Raw genomic sequence first — 14,934 nt, forward strand, 5'->3', positions numbered from 1 at the left:
CCGTCGTGTCATTCTTGTCCTTTGCGTTTGTCGCGCTTGGCCTGACCACTGCCGCATGTGGCAGCGGAAGGGACGATTCGACGTTCAACAACAGCAACGCCACCGACGATCCGGCGAAGCAGGACCCGGGAGGAAGCTTCGGAAGCGATCCGCTTGCGCCCGGAGGTGTTTTCTCCGCATGTGCGACGTCGGCCACCGATGCCGCGCTCACACCGGCCAATTTGGTCATCATGTACGACAAATCGGGCAGCATGGGCGATACCAACAATTCGCCGCCCTTCGATCCCAAGTTGAAGTGGATCCCGGTAAGCACCGGCATGAAGGCCTTTTTGGCCGATCCCGGATCGAAATCCATGAACGCGTCGATCCAATTCTTTCCAATTGGCGACACCGTCGAACAAGTTTGCTCCTACAACTATGCCGATCCGGAGGTGAAGCTCACACCGCTTTCGGAGTCGTCGCCGTTGGTCAACGCCATCAACACGACGCGGCCGCAGGGCGGTACGCCCACATTGCCGGCCCTGCAGGGTGCCATTTCCTATGCGAAGGGCGTCGCGGCGAAGAAGCCACGGGACGCAACGGTGGTCGTGTTGGTGACGGATGGCGAGCCGGGAATCACCATCGACGACAAGTTCAGCGAAGGTTGCCCAAATAACAATATACCGACGGTCGCCAAGACCGCGCGCGATGCCTATTTGAATGCGCCTTCGATCCGCACGTACGTCATCGGCGTGGGCCCGGCCTTGGACAGTTTGAACGCCATCGCCTCCGCGGGAGGTACGCAGGAGGCCATCATGGTCGACGTGCGCGATCCTGCGAACACGACGGGGCTCTTCCAGAAGGCGCTCGAGCGCATTCGTTCGCAGACGCTCTCGTGCGATTTCACCATTCCGCCTCCGCCCGCGGGCAAGACGCTCGATCCGACCCAGGTGAACGTCGTCTATTCGGCCGGCGGCAAGCACCAGGTCATTTCGTACAGCAAGGATTGCGCGAACGGCGCGGGCTGGCGCTACGACGATCCGAGCGCGCCGAAGAGGATCACGCTTTGCCCGACGATGTGCACGGGTGTGCAGTCGGACCGCGATGGAAAGCTGACCCTCGCCTTCGGGTGCGCGACGCAGGTGGACGTGAAGTAAGCGTCAGTTCGAGCGTTTGTCGGCGTAGCGCTCGACATTGTCGATCAAGATGTCGAGGCTCAGAGGCTTGCGCACCACGCCGGCGACGCGCATCGAATCGGCGCGGGCCACGACATCGCCCGAGGCGGAAACGAGGACAACCGGGATGGCCGAAAGTGACGGATCGGCCTCCTGGGCCGCTCGGAATTCCGAGCCCGACATGATGGGCATCATCAAATCGAGCAAGATGAGGTGGGGGCGCTTGGAGCCGGGCGACTGCAAGTACGCGAGAGCCTCCTCACCGTTGCCCGCGCTTGCAACTTCGTAGCCTTCTTCCTGCAATGCGCCTGTCACCGCCTCACGTATGTCGACGTCGTCGTCGACCACGAGCACGAACTTGGTAGTCACACCCGGGATGTTATTCCGCGGAAACGAGCTCGCCAAGCAGAGCCATGTTGCAACGGCGAGTTGCTTTCCTTCAATTCAGAAACGCTGCGTCAACATTTGCGCATGGCTTTTGACTCAAGCGCACGCGACATCCCGTAGCGCGTCGTAGCTCGACTGGCATGAAAAGCGCTTGACGAGCGGTGGACGTGAACCCAACGTCGGATCTTACGAACCGATGAAGGCGATTTGGAACGGGGCAGTTATCGCTGAGAGCGATGACATCGTGATGATCGAGGGAAACGCCTATTTTCCGAAGACATCGCTCGCGACGCAGTACTTTCGCCCCAGCGCTCGCCACACCGTGTGCGGATGGAAGGGTGTGTGCAGCTATTACGATCTCGTCGTCGATGGCGAAGAGAACGTTGGCGCCGCTTGGTACTACCCGACGCCCAAGCCCGCCGCCCAACGCCTCGCCAACCGCGTCGCCTTTTGGCACGGGGTGAGCGTAGAACCGTAGCGGACGGAGTGCACGCAGGCCTGCAAGGCCGATAGTGCACGTAGTCCACGAAGGTCCACGAGCGAAGCGAGTGAACCTTCGGTTCCGGTTATTTCGCGGTGTCCTTGAAGAAGTTCGCGAGGAACTTCCGGGTGAACTGATCGAACGCGTCGTGGGCGATCTGTTCGTAGATAATCTCCTCGGCGGGCTGCTGGGCACCTTTGATGGAGTCCATGCGCGGTGCCCGCCACGACGTCATTTTGAATTTGTACGGCTTGGCATCACCGGGGATGCGGAAGGTCACGTCGAAGGTGACGCCGACCACCACGAAGACGCCGCGCGGAACGTCGGAACTGGCCGTCCCGCCGGACCAATCGGCGGTGTGCTCGATGAAGAGCGTGGGCACGGTCGGCTCGGGTAGCGGCGCATCGGGATCGAGAAGGGGCTCGCCGATCTGGATGTCGAGGACATCCTTTGGAAACGCTTCCGAGAAGCGCTCGACGAGAATCTTCCCGGCGAAGGCCTCGCGCGTGTGGGCGTGCGCGACATCGAAATACCGCGTGGGGAAGGATTGGACGCCCATGAACTTGCTGCTCTTGCCGACCGCGGCATCGGCCTTCTCGAGGGCCTTTCCAATCTCGCGCTGGAAGCGGATTTCGACGCGCGGCCCTTTGCGTTCGGCAAAGGCGAGCAAGCGCTCCACGAAGGCCTGCGCGGCGGAATCCTTGGGGTTGGCCAGCGGCCGGTACGACTCGAACGCGCCGGAGTACACCGCATGCTTCGCCGCTTGAATCTCCGGAACGAGCCGGTGGTCCGGATGGCGCTGCTCGAATTCGTTCAGCGCGCTGACGGTGCCGGACTGCTTCGTCTTTTCGAGCTCGGCCAGCATCGCCGCGCGCCGCACCTTGTCCACGTCCCCTTGAATCTTCGAGTTGGGGTGCGACTGGATGTACCCCTCGATGGCCTCGACGGTGCCCGCGCGCTCGGCCTCGCGAAGCTCTGCGAGCGGCAGAAGTCGGTCTTGCACCTGGGGGCGGTACTTCGAGTCGGCCTTGCCGCGCGCCAGGTACGCGCGGTACGAGGCCACGTCGTTCTTGGTCTGCGCCTTCTGGAACATGCGCTCGTCGCTCCAGATGTTGCGCCCCGTCCAGAGCGCATGGCCGGCGAGGAATCCGATGGTGGGGGCCACGAGCCAGCTCCGCGCCCAGAGCGGAATATTGCGCGCAATGGGCGTTTTCGGCACGAGCGGGCTGGCAAAGCCGCCGTCCTGCAGAGGGTCGATGGCCGCGATGGCCTTGGGGCGGATGCTCTCGCGGGCGGCCACGGCCTCGATGTGCTGCGTGCGGGCCGCGGTCAGGCTGCGCAGCGCTTGCTCGGCCTTCGCCGGATCGGGCGCGGGAAAGACGAAGCGCGGCCCGTCGGTGAAGGTGAGCACGAACTGGTTCCCGGGCGAGGGCCCCTCCACCGATTGAAGCTCGGCGAGGTGGTATACGCGCATCTTGTGCCGCCGCGCATCGATGACGCCGATGGGAAAGACGTAGACACCCGGCTTGTACGGAAGGACGCGCACGTCCCGCCAGACCGCGAGCGCCCGCACGACGCCGAAGGCAATGACGGCCACGAGCACGTAGGCGGCGATGGTCCAGGTCTTCTGGATGGCGAAGGAGCTGTCGAGCGACCCGTACCCGAGGCGGTACAGAACGAGAAGCACGAGCGCCGCGACGGCGCTGAGGCCGAGCCACGCGTAAGGCTCCTTCGGACCGATGCGCACCTCCAAGATCGGCACGGGCATTCCGCTCCCCCGGACCGACCCAAGAAAACGCTCCTGGACAGGACGCGTCAGCTTATAGAAGTCGACGATCTGCATCCTCGCGCGAGCCATACTCTCGCGGAGTCGCACAGAAAGCCAATCCCGTGACATATCCGACCATTCTCTTTTCAATTGGCCTTGCGTTCGCCGGCATCGCGGCCGCACTCGGAGGGGCTTTCTGGATTCTTCTATGGCCCGCGGCGAGCTTCTGGGCGGTGGTCATCCTTGGCTACGCCGGCAAACGCCCGGGGTTGGTCGGTAAGAGGATGGACGGAACGATTGCGCCCCTCTCGTATCTTTTTTTCCTGCCGTTCCTTCTTTTCTCGCAGACCTCGTGGGGCCTCTTTCGTCTGTTCGTGCGCGAGGATGCCTGCAACGAGATCGTGCCGGGGCTGTGGATCGGGCGCTGGCCGGGAGAGCATGATCTGCCGAAGGGCGTGGATCTGGTGGTGGACGTGACCGCGGAGCTACCCGTTCGGCGTCGGGTGGTGCACGCGGGACGCGCTTACCTTTGTCTGCCGGCGCTCGATGCTTCGGTGCCCGATCCGGAGGTGTTCCGCGAGACGGTGGAGCGACTCGCCGCGGACTCGCGCGGGTTGTTCGTGCATTGTGCCTTCGGGCATGGCCGCTCGGCGATGGTGGTGGCAGCGCTGCTGATTCGCCGCGGGCTGGTGCGCGATTTGGAGGAGGCCGAAGCGTTGCTCAAGGCCAAGCGGCCACTGGTATCGATGAGCGCGCGGCAGCGGTCCTACGTGCGCCTGGTGGAATCGCCGCGAACGGCGAGCGCAGCCGAGTAGTCTCCAAAGGGCCGCGCGATGATGGTATCCTCGCGCAGATGTCTGATTCCGCCTCCGTCGAGCGTCGTTTCACCGGCATGCTGGCTCGCATTTTCTCCGACGGCATCGTCACCGACGAAGAGCGCAAGGAGTTATGGACCGCGGTCGCCACGGGCGGCCTCCCCGCCGCCCGCGTGGACGCGCTCCTCATCGATTTCATCCGAAAGAGCTTCTCCCACTTCTCCGCCGACGGCCGCCTCAGCGACTCCGAACGCGGCAAATTACGCCTCATGGTCGACGAGCTGGCGCTATCGCAAGAGAGCCTACCGGACGAAATTCGGCGGGCGCTGGAGAGCTAGGGTTAGAGCGATAGGGCTGCGCGTAGGCGTGGGGCTGGGCGTGAGCGTGGGGCTGGGCGTGAGCGTGGGGCTGGGCGTGAGCGTAGGCGTGGGGCTGGGCGTAAGCGTAGGCGTGGGGCTGGGCGTGAGCGTAGGCGTGAGCGTGAGCGTGGGGGAAATCTCGCCGCTCGTTCCGCCTTCTTCTCACGCCCACGCCTAGCCCTGACCCCACGCTCGCGCCCACGCCTAGCCCTGACCTCACGCCCACGCCTACGCCCACGCTCACGCCCGGCCCTGACCTCACGCCCACGCCCACGCCCACGCCTAGCCCTGACCTCACGCCCACGCCAAAATGCTTCACTCCGCGCGGGGACATGTTTTGATCGGTCATGCCTGTGCGCGCACGCCCCGCGCCAGCTCCGTCCCTGACGCCCGTGAGGCGTGTCGCTGTCACGGGGCCTGCGCGGGTTGGGGCATGACCGATCAAAACATGCCCCCGCGCTCCGCACTTCCGCACCATTCCCTCGTGGCCTATCAGGTCGCGGTCGAGTTCCTGCTCGCTGTGAAAGCGGCCAACATTCGCGACCCGAAGTTTCGCGATGAAGCCATGCGCTCGGCAAAGAGCGCCTGCCTCAATACGGCGGAAGGCGCCGGCCGCATCACGCGTCCGGACAAGGCGCGCGCTTTCGCCATCGCGCGCGGCGAGGCTGTGGAAGCAGTGGCTGCGGTCGAAATCTGCGCGCTCGTCGGCGACGTCGAAGAGAGCGCCGCGGCTCGGTGCGTCGCCATCGCGAAACACCTCGTCGCACTGCTTACTGCCCTGGCGCGCTGACGCAACCGCTGCACGCGCGGGAGCTCGTCTCCCGCGCTCCGCGTCACATCAACGGCCCTCAGTCCACCTTGGCCGGTGACAATTTCGGTGAGATCAGGTGCACGACGGTGAGTGCGACTAGGTAGGCGGAGGCGGCTACTACGAAGATGGGCGTGTAGCTCCCGATCTTCTCCAGGACGAAGCCCGCGTACTTGGCCATCGCCATGCCGCCAAAAGCCCCGAGCATTCCCCCGATGCCCACGACCGAACCCACGGCAGCGCGCGGGAAGACGTCGCCAGGTAGGGTGTACAAATTCGCGGAGAAACCCTGGTGGGCGGCTGTGGCTAGGCCGATGATGCCCACCGCGACCCAGAGGTTCTCGGCGAAGGCTGCGAAGCCTACGGGGATGGCGCAGAAGGCGCAGATGAGCATGGCCGTCTTGCGCGCGCGGTTCATCGAGAGGCCGCGCTTCATCATTTGGGATGAGAGCCACCCTCCCCCGATGCTGCCCACGTCGGACAGCAAATAGATGACGACGAGCGGCGGGCCGAACGACTTCAGGTTCAGACCGTGGCGCTTGTTCAAGAAGTCGGGCAGCCAAAAGAGGAACATCCACCAGATCGGATCGATGAGGAACTTGCCCAGCGCGAAAGCCCACGTCTCCTTCACGCGGAGCAGGCGCAGCCAGCCGATCTTCTCCACGGGATCGGGCGGGTCCTGCTGGATGTACGCGAGCTCCTCGCGCGTGACGCGCGGATGCTCCGCGGGACGGCGGTAGAAGAAGAGCCAGATGGGCAACCAGAGCAGCGCCACCACGCCGGTGACGATGAAACAGGCGGGCCAGCCCCATCGCAGTGTGATGTACGGCACGATGAGCGGCGTGAGGATGGCGCCGATGTTCGTGCCGGCGTTGAACAAGCCGGTCGCGAAGGCGCGCCCCTTCTTGGGGAACCATTCGGTGACGGCTTTGATGCCGGCGGGGAAGCCACCGCCTTCGCCAACGCCGAGCGCCATGCGCGCTGCGGTGAAGCTGACGAGGGAGGTCGCCCCGGCGTGCGCGATGTGCGCGAGCTGCCAGATGCAGTACGCGACCGCGAAGCCTGCGCGCGCACCGATGCGATCCATCACGCGGCCGAAAAAGAGGTAGCTGACCGCGTACGAAGCCTGGAACCAGAAGACGATGTCCGCGTAGTCCGTCTCGCGCCAGGCGAACTCCTTCGACAACGTCGGCTTGAGCACACCGATCATCTGGCGATCGATGTAGTTCACCACCATGGCCGCGAAGAGCAGCGAGACGATCACATACCGATAACCAAACGAGGACTTGGGCGTCGCGGAAGCGGCCGATTCAACGGTCGTTTCGAGGGTCATCGCACTCCGTTTCCTTGTCCCCCTCCCCAGCCCTCCCCGAAGGAAGGAAGTTCGCGGGCCTTCACGGCCACGCAAGGGATCTCGCCATACGAGCCAAAGCGCACCAAGGCGGTCTGGCCTGCGAGAACGTCATGAATGCCCGTGGCGGCGCCCGTCGAGATCAGATCGCCCGCTCGGAGGGGGCGATTGCGCGTGGCCAGATGCTCGAGCAAATAGCGCAACGCCTCGATGGGACCGCCGCTGATCGAGGCCGCGGAGCCGACGCCGACGCGCATGCCATCGATCCAGGTTTCGCACGGCATGTCCGTCCAGGCTCGATGGTGCCAGTCGGGGATCTCGGGGCCGAGGATGAGACCATTGTTGTTGCCGAAGTCGGACACCACGACCGTCGGACCGAGCACGTTGATCGTCTTCAGCGGGCTGCCGGCCGGCTCCATGCCGATGTGCATCGATGCGACCATGGTCTCGGCTTCTTCCAGGGTCCATTCGCGCTTGCCCGCGGGGGCGTCACGACCCACGCGCACGACGAACTCGGCTTCGACGGCGGCGAAACCGCCCTCGATGACCGGAAACTGGATGGGCGCGTGCCCGCCGGCTTCCTCGGCGACGAGCAGTTTGCGGCGAAAGATCGGGCCGCAGATGCGCGGGGCGCCGAGCCGTTCTTCGAACGGCGGCGGCACCTTGCCGATCTTCCAGCCGATGATGTCGTCCGGCCAGAGCTCGATGGCGGCTTCTTGCGTAGCGTAGCCGGTGGCCAGATCGGCCGGAACGATGCCCGGAAACTCGGGCAGGGAGCGTGCACGACGGCGCGCCTCGGTGAATGCGCGGGCCGTTAGGTCACTTCGGTCGATGTGCTTCACGCTGGAAACCGGTGTCATGCCATTCGTTACTACATGACACCGGTTACCTGTTGTCAATCGACACGCGCGCCAAAATGCCATCACATTGTGGCGGAACCGCGGCCACTGGTGGTAGCGTCCCTTCTCGGTGAACCGCCGGCCGACGATCAACGACATCGCCCGCCTGGCCCGCGTCTCCAAGAAAACGGTGTCGCGTGTCATCAACCAGTCTCCGCTGGTGCGGGACGATACGCGGGAGCGCATCAACGCGATCATCGCGGAAACGGGCTTCGTCCCCGATCCGCAGGCGCGAGGGCTCGCCTTCCGGCGCTCGTTCCTGGTCGGGATGATCTACGACAACCCGAACCCGCAGTACGTGGTGAACATGCAGGCCGGTCTGCTCGACGGCATGAGGGGCTCGGGCTTCGAGCTCGTCGTGCACCCGTGCAACCGGCAAAGCCCCACGTTTCTGTCGGATGTGCGCGACTTCGTGGAGCGATTGAAGCTCTTTGGCGTGGTTTTGCCGCCCTCGGCCTCCGAGGACGAGCGCCTGCCCCCCATCTTCGACGAGCTGGATTGCGCCTATGTGCGCATCGCGTCCGTGGCGATGGATGATCCCGAGGCGATGGTCGTCACGAACGACCACGTGGGAGGCATCGTGGCGGCGCGTCACCTCGTGGAGCTCGGGCATCGTCGCGTCGGGCACATCTCCGGCCCGCCGACCTTCCGCTCTGCGCACGAACGAAAGCGCGGCTTTGCGCAGGAGCTCGCCGCCCACGACGTGAAGCTCTTGTCGAAGAACGTCGCCGAGGGTGCGTACTCGTTCGAATCGGGCATTGCTTGCGCGGAGAAGCTGCTCGCGCGCACGCCGCGCATCACGGGCATCTTCTGCGGCAACGATGAAATGGCCGCCGGCGTGCTCTACGCCGCGCGCAAGGCGGGGATCTCGGTGCCGCGCGAGCTGTCGGTCGTGGGCTACGATGACTTCCAGGTCGCCGCGCGCGTGTGGCCTCCGCTGACGACGGTCTGCACGCCGACGCGCGAGGTCGGTCGCATCGCCGCCGACCAGCTTCTGCGCAGCGTCGGGGACGCCCACGGCGTGCGCTACGATCCGCAGGCGATCTTGCCGACGCTGGTCGTGCGCGAGTCGACGGGACCGGCCCCCAAAGACGCGTGAGGACGCTGGTCTGGTACCGCGGCAAGGATCTGCGCATCGCGGATCATGCGCCGCTGCGCGACGCGCTGGGTCACGGCGAGGTCATCGCGTTGTTCGTGCTCGATCCCTATTTCTTCGCACCGGAGCGGGCGCGCGAGCTCCCGCATCGCATGCAGGTGCTGCTCGATTCGCTGCGCGCGCTGGAGGCGAACCTCGCGCAGCGTGGCTCGCGTCTCTGGGTCGTCGCGGGAAAGAGCACCGAGGTGGTGCCCCGCCTCGCGGCACGGTGGAAAGTCGATCGGGTGGTCGCGCATCGCTGGGTCGAGCCATTCGGACGCGAGCGCGATCGCCGCGTGCGCGAGGCGCTGCGCGTGCCGTTCGACGTGTACGAGGGCGAGACGCTGGTGCCGCCGGGGACGTTGCGCACGGGTGCCGGAAAGCCGTACTCGGTGTTCACGGCATTCGCGCGAGCCTTCGCGGCGGCGGCCGACATCGGCAAGCCACTCGCCGCGCCGAAAACGCTCCCGCCCCCGCCGGATGGGATCTCGGCCAAGTCGGTGCCCATTCCCACGTGTGAATCGCTGGGCATCACGCCGAACGCGAACCTTTTGCCAGGCGGCGAACGCGCGGCGCGGGCGCGGTTGAAGCATTTCCTCGACGGCCCTGCGGCCGAGTACGACGTGGGGCGCGATAGGCTCGATCGCGCGGGGACGAGCCGGCTTTCGGCGGACATCAAGTTTGGAACGCTGTCGATCCGCACCGTGTGGACCGAGGTGGAGCGGGCGCTCAGCCGGTCGAAGGCGGCGAAGTCGTTTCTCAACGAGCTCGTTTGGCGGGAGTTCACGCACAGCACCCTTTGGGATCGACCGGAGCTGCTCACCGAGCCGTTTCGTCCCGAGTTCGCCGGCTTTCCTTGGAGCAACGACGAGGCGCTGTGGTCCGCGTGGGTCGAAGGAAAGACGGGCTACCCGGTGGTCGACGCGTCCGCGCGGCAGCTGCTCGGGGAGGGCTTCGTGCACAACCGGGCGCGCATGATCTCGGCGAGCTTTCTCACGAAGGATTTGCTCGTCGATTACCGCCGCGGTGAGGCGCACTACATGAAGTACCTCGCCGACGGCGACTGGGCGCAGAACAACGCGGGCTGGCAGTGGTGCGCTGGGTGTGGCTGCGATGCGCAACCTTACTTCCGCGTGTTCAATCCGGTGACGCAGGGCGAGAAGTTCGATCCTGAGGGCGACTACGTCCGGCGCTGGGTGCCCGAGCTCGAACGAATGCCGGCAAAGTTCATCCACCGCCCCTGGGAAGCCCCCGATGCCGTGTTGCGCGCCGCGGGCGTTCGGCTCGATCGCGATTACCCCCGCCCGGTGGTGCACCACTCCGGGGCGCGCAATCGGTTCCTCGCGCTGGCAGAGGAGCACCTCTCGACGACGAAACGCGCCAAGCGATGAGCGGCGCTTAGAGTCCCGAGGGCGGCAGCTTCGGTTTGGTCTCCGCACCGGCATCGGCACCGACGCCCGTCACGCCCGTTCCGGTGGTACTCGCGGGGGTGGCCTGGGGCGGTGGGGGCGTAGCCGTGGCATTGGCACCACCAGGACCGGGAACGACCACGACGACGACGGCGGGAGGCTTCGGCTCTTGGGTGGAGGGCGACGGAGCGTCCGCAGGTGAGCTCGGGTAGCATCCGCAGGCGGTAAACAGGACAAGGAGGACACGAAGGTGCACGAAGAGACGTTCGACCGTGCGTACAGTAAGATTGTCGAAAAACGACGGCCGCGGTTGCCATTCTAAATGACACCGGTTACCTAAGCCTAAGAAGAAGGAGAGCCGTTATGTTCGAAAAGACCTACCACGCCACCCACCCGGACATGATGGACGGGGTCACGTCGGATCAGCTCCGAGCACGCTATTTGGTCGACGGGCTTTTCGCGCCCGACTCGATCAAGCTGAATTACTCGCACAACGAGCGCTTCGTGATCGGCGGCGTCGCGCCCGTGTCGCGCGCGGTGAAGTTGCCTGCGCAGACGGAGCCGGCATCGGCCGCGGGCCATTCCTTTCTGGAGCGTCGCGAGGTCGGCGTGATCAACGTCGGCGAGGGGACGGGCAAGGTGACCGTCGACGGGACGTCGTACACCTTGCAGCCGAAAGACGGTCTGTACGTGCCCATGGGCTCGACGGACCTGGTCTTCGAATCGGTGGAGCCGTCGCGCTCTGCGCGTTTCTACCTCGCCTCGACGCCGGCGCACGCGCGCTTCGAGACGAAGAAGATCTCCGTCGCGGAAGCGACCCCACTGGAGCGCGGCGCACTGGATACATCCAACGAGCGCACGATTTACCAATACGTCGTTCCCGCGATCTGTCGCTCGGCGCAACTCCTCCTCGGTCTGACGATCCTGAAGACGGGCAGCGTCTGGAACACGATGCCCCCGCACCTCCACGATCGCCGATCGGAAATCTATTTCTACTTCGGACTAAAACCCGATCAACGCGTCTACCACTTCATGGGCCAGCCCGATGCCCAGCGCCACATCGTGGTGGCCAACGAGCAAGCCGTCATCTCCCCGCCCTGGTCGATCCACATGGGCTCGGGCACATCGAACTACGCCTTCATCTGGGCCATGGGCGGCGAAAACCTCGACTACACGGATATGAACGTCCTCGATATTTGCCAATTGAAATAAGCGCAGAAGAAGGTGACCGCCAGGAACGCCAAGGGTCGCCAGGATCGCCAGGGGTGAACAATCTTTTTTGGGGTTTCCAGTTTGCCAACTTGCAAACTGAAAACCCCAATTAGGGCAAGCGTCGTTTCCGTTGGCGATCCTGGCGACCCTTGGCGTCCTGGCGGTTACCTTCTTCCTTTACTCCAACAGAGCCAATAGTTCGTCGCGGGTGATGCCGCCGGCGTGGTCGGCGTTGCCCAATGCCACGTCGGCGAGGGCGCGTTTTTTCTCTTTGAGGGCCAGGATGCGCTCTTCGACGGTGTCTTTGGTCACCATGCGGTAGACCATGACGGGGCGGTCTTGGCCGATGCGGTGGGCGCGGTCGGCGGCTTGGTCTTCGACGGCGGGGTTCCACCAGGGGTCGAGCAAGAAGACGTGGTCGGCGGCGGTGAGGTTCAAGCCCGTGCCGCCGGCCTTGAGGGAGACGAGCATCACCGGCGGACCGTCCTCGCCCTGGAACTCGGAGACGACGGAAGCGCGATCGCGCGTGCTGCCGTCGAGGCGCGTGAATCGGATGCCTTGCGCGCGCAGATGCGGCTCGACCAAATCGAGGAAGCCGGTCCACTGGGAGAAGACGAGGGCCTTGTGACCTTCCGAGGTGGTCTCCTCGAGGGCCTCGAGCAGGCGCTCCACCTTGGATGAACTCTCGGCCGTCTGGCCTGGGACAAGCTGCGCGTGGCAGGCGGCTTGGCGCAGGCGCAAGAGCGCTTCCAGCGCGGCGAGCACGTTGCCGCCTTGGGAGAGCGCGGCGACCACGTCCTTCTTCGTCGCCACCCGGACGGCGTCGTAGACGCTGCGTTCGGCGTCGTCGAGCTCCACGTGCAGAATCGCATCCGTGCGCGGCGGCAGCTCGGGAAGGACTTCGCGCTTCATGCGGCGCAGAACGAAGGGGCGAATCTTGGTGCGAAGGCGCGTAGCCGCCGAGGCATCGCCCACGGAAATGGGGCTGGCGTAGCGGTCCTGGAAGTCGCTCTTGCCGCCGAGCAGCCCCGGGTTGGCGAAGTGCATCACGCTCCACAGCTCCTCGAGCCGGTTTTCCACCGGCGTACCGCTGAGGGCTACGCGGAAGGCACCCTTCAAATCGAAGGCCGCGCGCGCCGTCTGGCTCGTGGGGTTCTTGATGGCCTGTGCCTCGTCCAAAATGACGGTGTCCCACTCTTCGCTTTGCAGCACCGTCGCGTCGAGGCGGAGCACGGCGTAGGTCACCAACGTCACGTCGGCATCGCGATCGAGCTTGCGATTCACGCCTTGGTAGATGTGCGTGCGCAGGCTGGGACGGAAGCGCACGATCTCGTCGGCCCAGTTGTAGACGACGCTCTTCGGGCACACCACCAACGTGCGCCCGCGGATGGCGCAGATCGTTTGCAGCGTCTTTCCGAGACCCATGTCGTCGGCCAGAACGGCCCCCAATTCGGCGTCGCGCAAGAACGAGAGCCAGTCGACGCCCACCTTTTGGTAAGCGCGCAGCTCCGCGAAAATGCCCTCGGGCAGATCCGAGTGCGGGATGCCCGCGAAGCCTTCGACCAACGGCCGCAGCTTGCCAAAGCCGAGCGGCTTGGGCGTATCGAGCGCGTCGCACAAGGCGCCGAGCTCGGGGAGTGCGGCCGTGGGAAGCCGCTTCTCCGAATCGCGCGCGGCCAGAAGATCGGCCACCAGGTGCCCGTGTTCACTGAGCCACTTCGCCGGAAGCGGTGCCCAGCCTCCCCCTTGCAACGGGACCAGATCTAGGCCGTCGCGCCAAGCGCGGATGACGGCTTCGGCATCGGCGCGGCGACCGGCGGGGTTGCGCGAGTCGGGGCCGTCGAGTTCGACGTTCGGCGGAGTGCCATCGCACTCGAAGACCACGTCGAAAAGGCCATTTTCCAAGTCGAGGCGCGGTGAGAGGGAGCGGTTCTCGAAGACGCGCGCATGCGACTCGTCGCCGGTGCGGATCTGCCAGTCGCGCAGCTTGGTGGCGAAGCGGATCGCCTCGGTGCCATTCAGATCGACGCGGCGGCCGGGCACGAGGTTCAAATCATCGCGCAGGCGCAAAATCAGGGTGCGCTCGTCGTCGCGGCGGCGCACGGGCACGTCCCTCCCGTAGGCGATGACCGCGTCGCCATCGACCCGCGCAATCGGCGGATCGCCGTAGACGAGAATGGGCAAGATCGAAAGCGTGTGGCCCTGGTGCGACAGGTCCATGTGGATGCGCGGTGCGAGATGCGCGACCTTGCGCGAGAGCTTGTTCGTCTTGATGACGACGGAAAACGTCTTCTCCAGCTCGGGGATGACGCGGGTCACCAGCTCCGTCTCGAGGGCGCGGGCGAAGGTGCGGGAGAGCGGCAGCTTCTCCAGGAAATCGCCCGTGGTGGTCGTCTCGGTGAGCGGCCGCAGCACGTCCGGCGCGTCGCCGGCGCCGCGAAAGCGCGCGATGCCCATGGCGACGACGTCGGTCATCTCGGGGTTCTTCTCGATGCGCACCACGAAGCCGCCGCCCGAAGCATCCTCGACGACCGCGCACGGCGGCACGCCCTCGCCGGAGACGTGCACCGGTTTGCCATCGAAGGTGACCACCGCGCCGTGCGAAAGGGCCTCGAACACGTCGCGGATGCGCGCCAGCGGCAGGATGTCGCGCGCAGGCGAGCCGAGGATGCGATCAATGAGCAGATCCTCGTGCGTCGGCGTGAAATCGGAGGGGCCACGCCCGCGCGCCAGATCGGACGAGAGGGTGCCGCCGAAGACCTCTTCGCGGCCGTCCTCGTGGACGACGACGCGCGCAAGCGAGAGCAAGCGGCGCTTGTTGGTGAGGCGATAGACCAGGCGCGCTGTTTTGGGCTCCTCGACGGGCTCGCTCTCGCTCTTTTTCGAGCTGGCCGCGATGACCGCCGCGGTCACGTGGGCGCACGGGTCGACCTTGCTGCCGCAGTCGCACGACCACTCTTCGTCATCGACGTAAAGCGTCACCGTGGGGGCGATGGCGAAGCCAGGCGCGCGCACACGCAGGGTCACCTCGCCGTTGCCGCTGCCATTGGACGTGCGCGTGACCGAGTTCTCGCGAACCAGCTTGACCCCTTGCGTCCACATCGCGGGGAGGGCTGCCTTTTTGACTGTCTCGAGAAGTCGACGCATGGGGCTACT

General features: G+C 65.4%; 15 protein-coding genes. 9 read left to right on the forward strand and 6 right to left on the reverse strand.

Annotated elements, in window-relative coordinates; genetic code table 11:
* The first annotated feature begins 5 nt into the window (after positions 1 to 5).
* The gene (locus tag LZC95_37535; protein ID WXA92144.1) at positions 6 to 1,136 is read left to right on the forward strand and encodes a VWA domain-containing protein; all 1,131 of its coding nucleotides are present in this window, start codon (positions 6 to 8) and stop codon (positions 1,134 to 1,136) included.
* 3 nt (positions 1,137 to 1,139) lie between these two features.
* Here the strand turns inward: LZC95_37535 and LZC95_37540 are convergent, their stop codons facing one another.
* Positions 1,140 to 1,523: a response regulator gene (locus LZC95_37540; GenBank protein WXA92145.1), complete on the reverse strand. Its 384-nt coding sequence runs from the start codon at positions 1,521 to 1,523 to the stop codon at positions 1,140 to 1,142.
* A gap of 214 nt (positions 1,524 to 1,737) precedes the next feature.
* Between LZC95_37540 and LZC95_37545 the strand changes: the two genes are divergently transcribed.
* Positions 1,738 to 2,019: a DUF427 domain-containing protein gene (locus tag LZC95_37545; GenBank protein ID WXA92146.1), complete on the forward strand. Its 282-nt coding sequence runs from the start codon at positions 1,738 to 1,740 to the stop codon at positions 2,017 to 2,019.
* An 88-nt stretch (positions 2,020 to 2,107) separates the two neighbouring features.
* On the opposite strand, the gene LZC95_37550 is transcribed toward LZC95_37545, so the two are convergent.
* Positions 2,108 to 3,784: a hypothetical protein gene (locus tag LZC95_37550; GenBank protein WXA92147.1), complete on the reverse strand. Its 1,677-nt coding sequence runs from the start codon at positions 3,782 to 3,784 to the stop codon at positions 2,108 to 2,110.
* A 128-nt stretch (positions 3,785 to 3,912) separates the two neighbouring features.
* Here LZC95_37550 and LZC95_37555 point away from each other — a divergent pair, with 128 nt between their 5' ends.
* The 4 genes from LZC95_37555 (at position 3,913) to LZC95_37570 (ending at position 5,754) form a co-directional block, all read left to right on the forward strand.
* On the forward strand, positions 3,913 to 4,605 hold the full coding sequence (locus LZC95_37555; protein WXA92148.1) for a dual specificity protein phosphatase family protein: 693 nt from the start codon (positions 3,913 to 3,915) through the stop codon (positions 4,603 to 4,605).
* 38 nt (positions 4,606 to 4,643) lie between these two features.
* Positions 4,644 to 4,943 carry a hypothetical protein gene (locus tag LZC95_37560; protein WXA92149.1) on the forward strand — a complete coding sequence of 100 codons (300 nt, stop codon included), beginning with the start codon at positions 4,644 to 4,646 and terminating at the stop codon, positions 4,941 to 4,943.
* 40 nt (positions 4,944 to 4,983) lie between these two features.
* The gene (locus tag LZC95_37565) at positions 4,984 to 5,142 is read left to right on the forward strand and encodes a hypothetical protein (protein ID WXA92150.1); all 159 of its coding nucleotides are present in this window, start codon (positions 4,984 to 4,986) and stop codon (positions 5,140 to 5,142) included.
* Positions 5,143 to 5,448: 306 nt separating this feature from the next.
* Entirely contained in the window at positions 5,449 to 5,754 is a 306-nt protein-coding gene (locus LZC95_37570; protein ID WXA92151.1) for a four helix bundle protein, read from the forward strand.
* A gap of 58 nt (positions 5,755 to 5,812) precedes the next feature.
* Here LZC95_37570 and LZC95_37575 read toward each other — a convergent pair whose 3' ends face one another.
* Entirely contained in the window at positions 5,813 to 7,105 is a 1,293-nt protein-coding gene (locus LZC95_37575) for an MFS transporter (GenBank protein ID WXA92152.1), read from the reverse strand.
* Complete coding sequence (locus LZC95_37580) at positions 7,102 to 7,983, reverse strand: fumarylacetoacetate hydrolase family protein (protein WXA92153.1); 882 nt, start codon at positions 7,981 to 7,983, stop codon at positions 7,102 to 7,104. Before LZC95_37580 ends, LZC95_37575 begins: the two co-directional genes overlap by 4 nt.
* A 109-nt stretch (positions 7,984 to 8,092) precedes the next feature.
* On the opposite strand from LZC95_37580, the gene LZC95_37585 reads away from it, so the two are divergent.
* Together LZC95_37585 and LZC95_37590 are read left to right on the forward strand one after the other, a co-directional pair.
* Positions 8,093 to 9,121 carry a LacI family DNA-binding transcriptional regulator gene (locus LZC95_37585; protein ID WXA92154.1) on the forward strand — a complete coding sequence of 343 codons (1,029 nt, stop codon included), beginning with the start codon at positions 8,093 to 8,095 and terminating at the stop codon, positions 9,119 to 9,121.
* Positions 9,118 to 10,548: a DNA photolyase family protein gene (locus LZC95_37590; protein ID WXA92155.1), complete on the forward strand. Its 1,431-nt coding sequence runs from the start codon at positions 9,118 to 9,120 to the stop codon at positions 10,546 to 10,548. Before LZC95_37585 ends, LZC95_37590 begins: the two co-directional genes overlap by 4 nt.
* A gap of 7 nt (positions 10,549 to 10,555) precedes the next feature.
* On the opposite strand, the gene LZC95_37595 is transcribed toward LZC95_37590, so the two are convergent.
* On the reverse strand, positions 10,556 to 10,822 hold the full coding sequence (locus LZC95_37595; protein WXA92156.1) for a hypothetical protein: 267 nt from the start codon (positions 10,820 to 10,822) through the stop codon (positions 10,556 to 10,558).
* A 107-nt stretch (positions 10,823 to 10,929) separates the two neighbouring features.
* On the opposite strand from LZC95_37595, the gene kduI reads away from it, so the two are divergent.
* Positions 10,930 to 11,778 carry a 5-dehydro-4-deoxy-D-glucuronate isomerase gene (gene kduI / locus LZC95_37600; protein ID WXA92157.1) on the forward strand — a complete coding sequence of 283 codons (849 nt, stop codon included), beginning with the start codon at positions 10,930 to 10,932 and terminating at the stop codon, positions 11,776 to 11,778.
* Positions 11,779 to 11,955: 177 nt separating this feature from the next.
* On the opposite strand, the gene LZC95_37605 is transcribed toward kduI, so the two are convergent.
* Positions 11,956 to 14,925 carry a DEAD/DEAH box helicase gene (locus tag LZC95_37605; GenBank protein ID WXA92158.1) on the reverse strand — a complete coding sequence of 990 codons (2,970 nt, stop codon included), beginning with the start codon at positions 14,923 to 14,925 and terminating at the stop codon, positions 11,956 to 11,958.
* Positions 14,926 to 14,934 lie beyond the last annotated feature (9 nt).

Source organism: Sorangiineae bacterium MSr12523 (assembly GCA_037157775.1).
GTDB lineage: Bacteria > Myxococcota_A > Polyangia > Polyangiales > Polyangiaceae > Pendulispora > Pendulispora brunnea.

Excerpts from the sequence above, each read along its gene's own strand:
- LZC95_37560 (WXA92149.1), top strand. The coding sequence starts at position 4,644 with ATGTCTGATTCCGCCTCCGTCGAGCGTCGTTTCACCGGCATGCTGGCT.
- LZC95_37580 (WXA92153.1), bottom strand. The coding sequence starts at position 7,983 with ATGACACCGGTTTCCAGCGTGAAGCACATCGACCGAAGTGACCTAACG.
- kduI (WXA92157.1), top strand. The coding sequence starts at position 10,930 with ATGTTCGAAAAGACCTACCACGCCACCCACCCGGACATGATGGACGGG.
- LZC95_37605 (WXA92158.1), bottom strand. The coding sequence starts at position 14,925 with ATGCGTCGACTTCTCGAGACAGTCAAAAAGGCAGCCCTCCCCGCGATG.
- LZC95_37545 (WXA92146.1), top strand. The coding sequence starts at position 1,738 with ATGAAGGCGATTTGGAACGGGGCAGTTATCGCTGAGAGCGATGACATC.
- LZC95_37575 (WXA92152.1), bottom strand. The coding sequence starts at position 7,105 with ATGACCCTCGAAACGACCGTTGAATCGGCCGCTTCCGCGACGCCCAAG.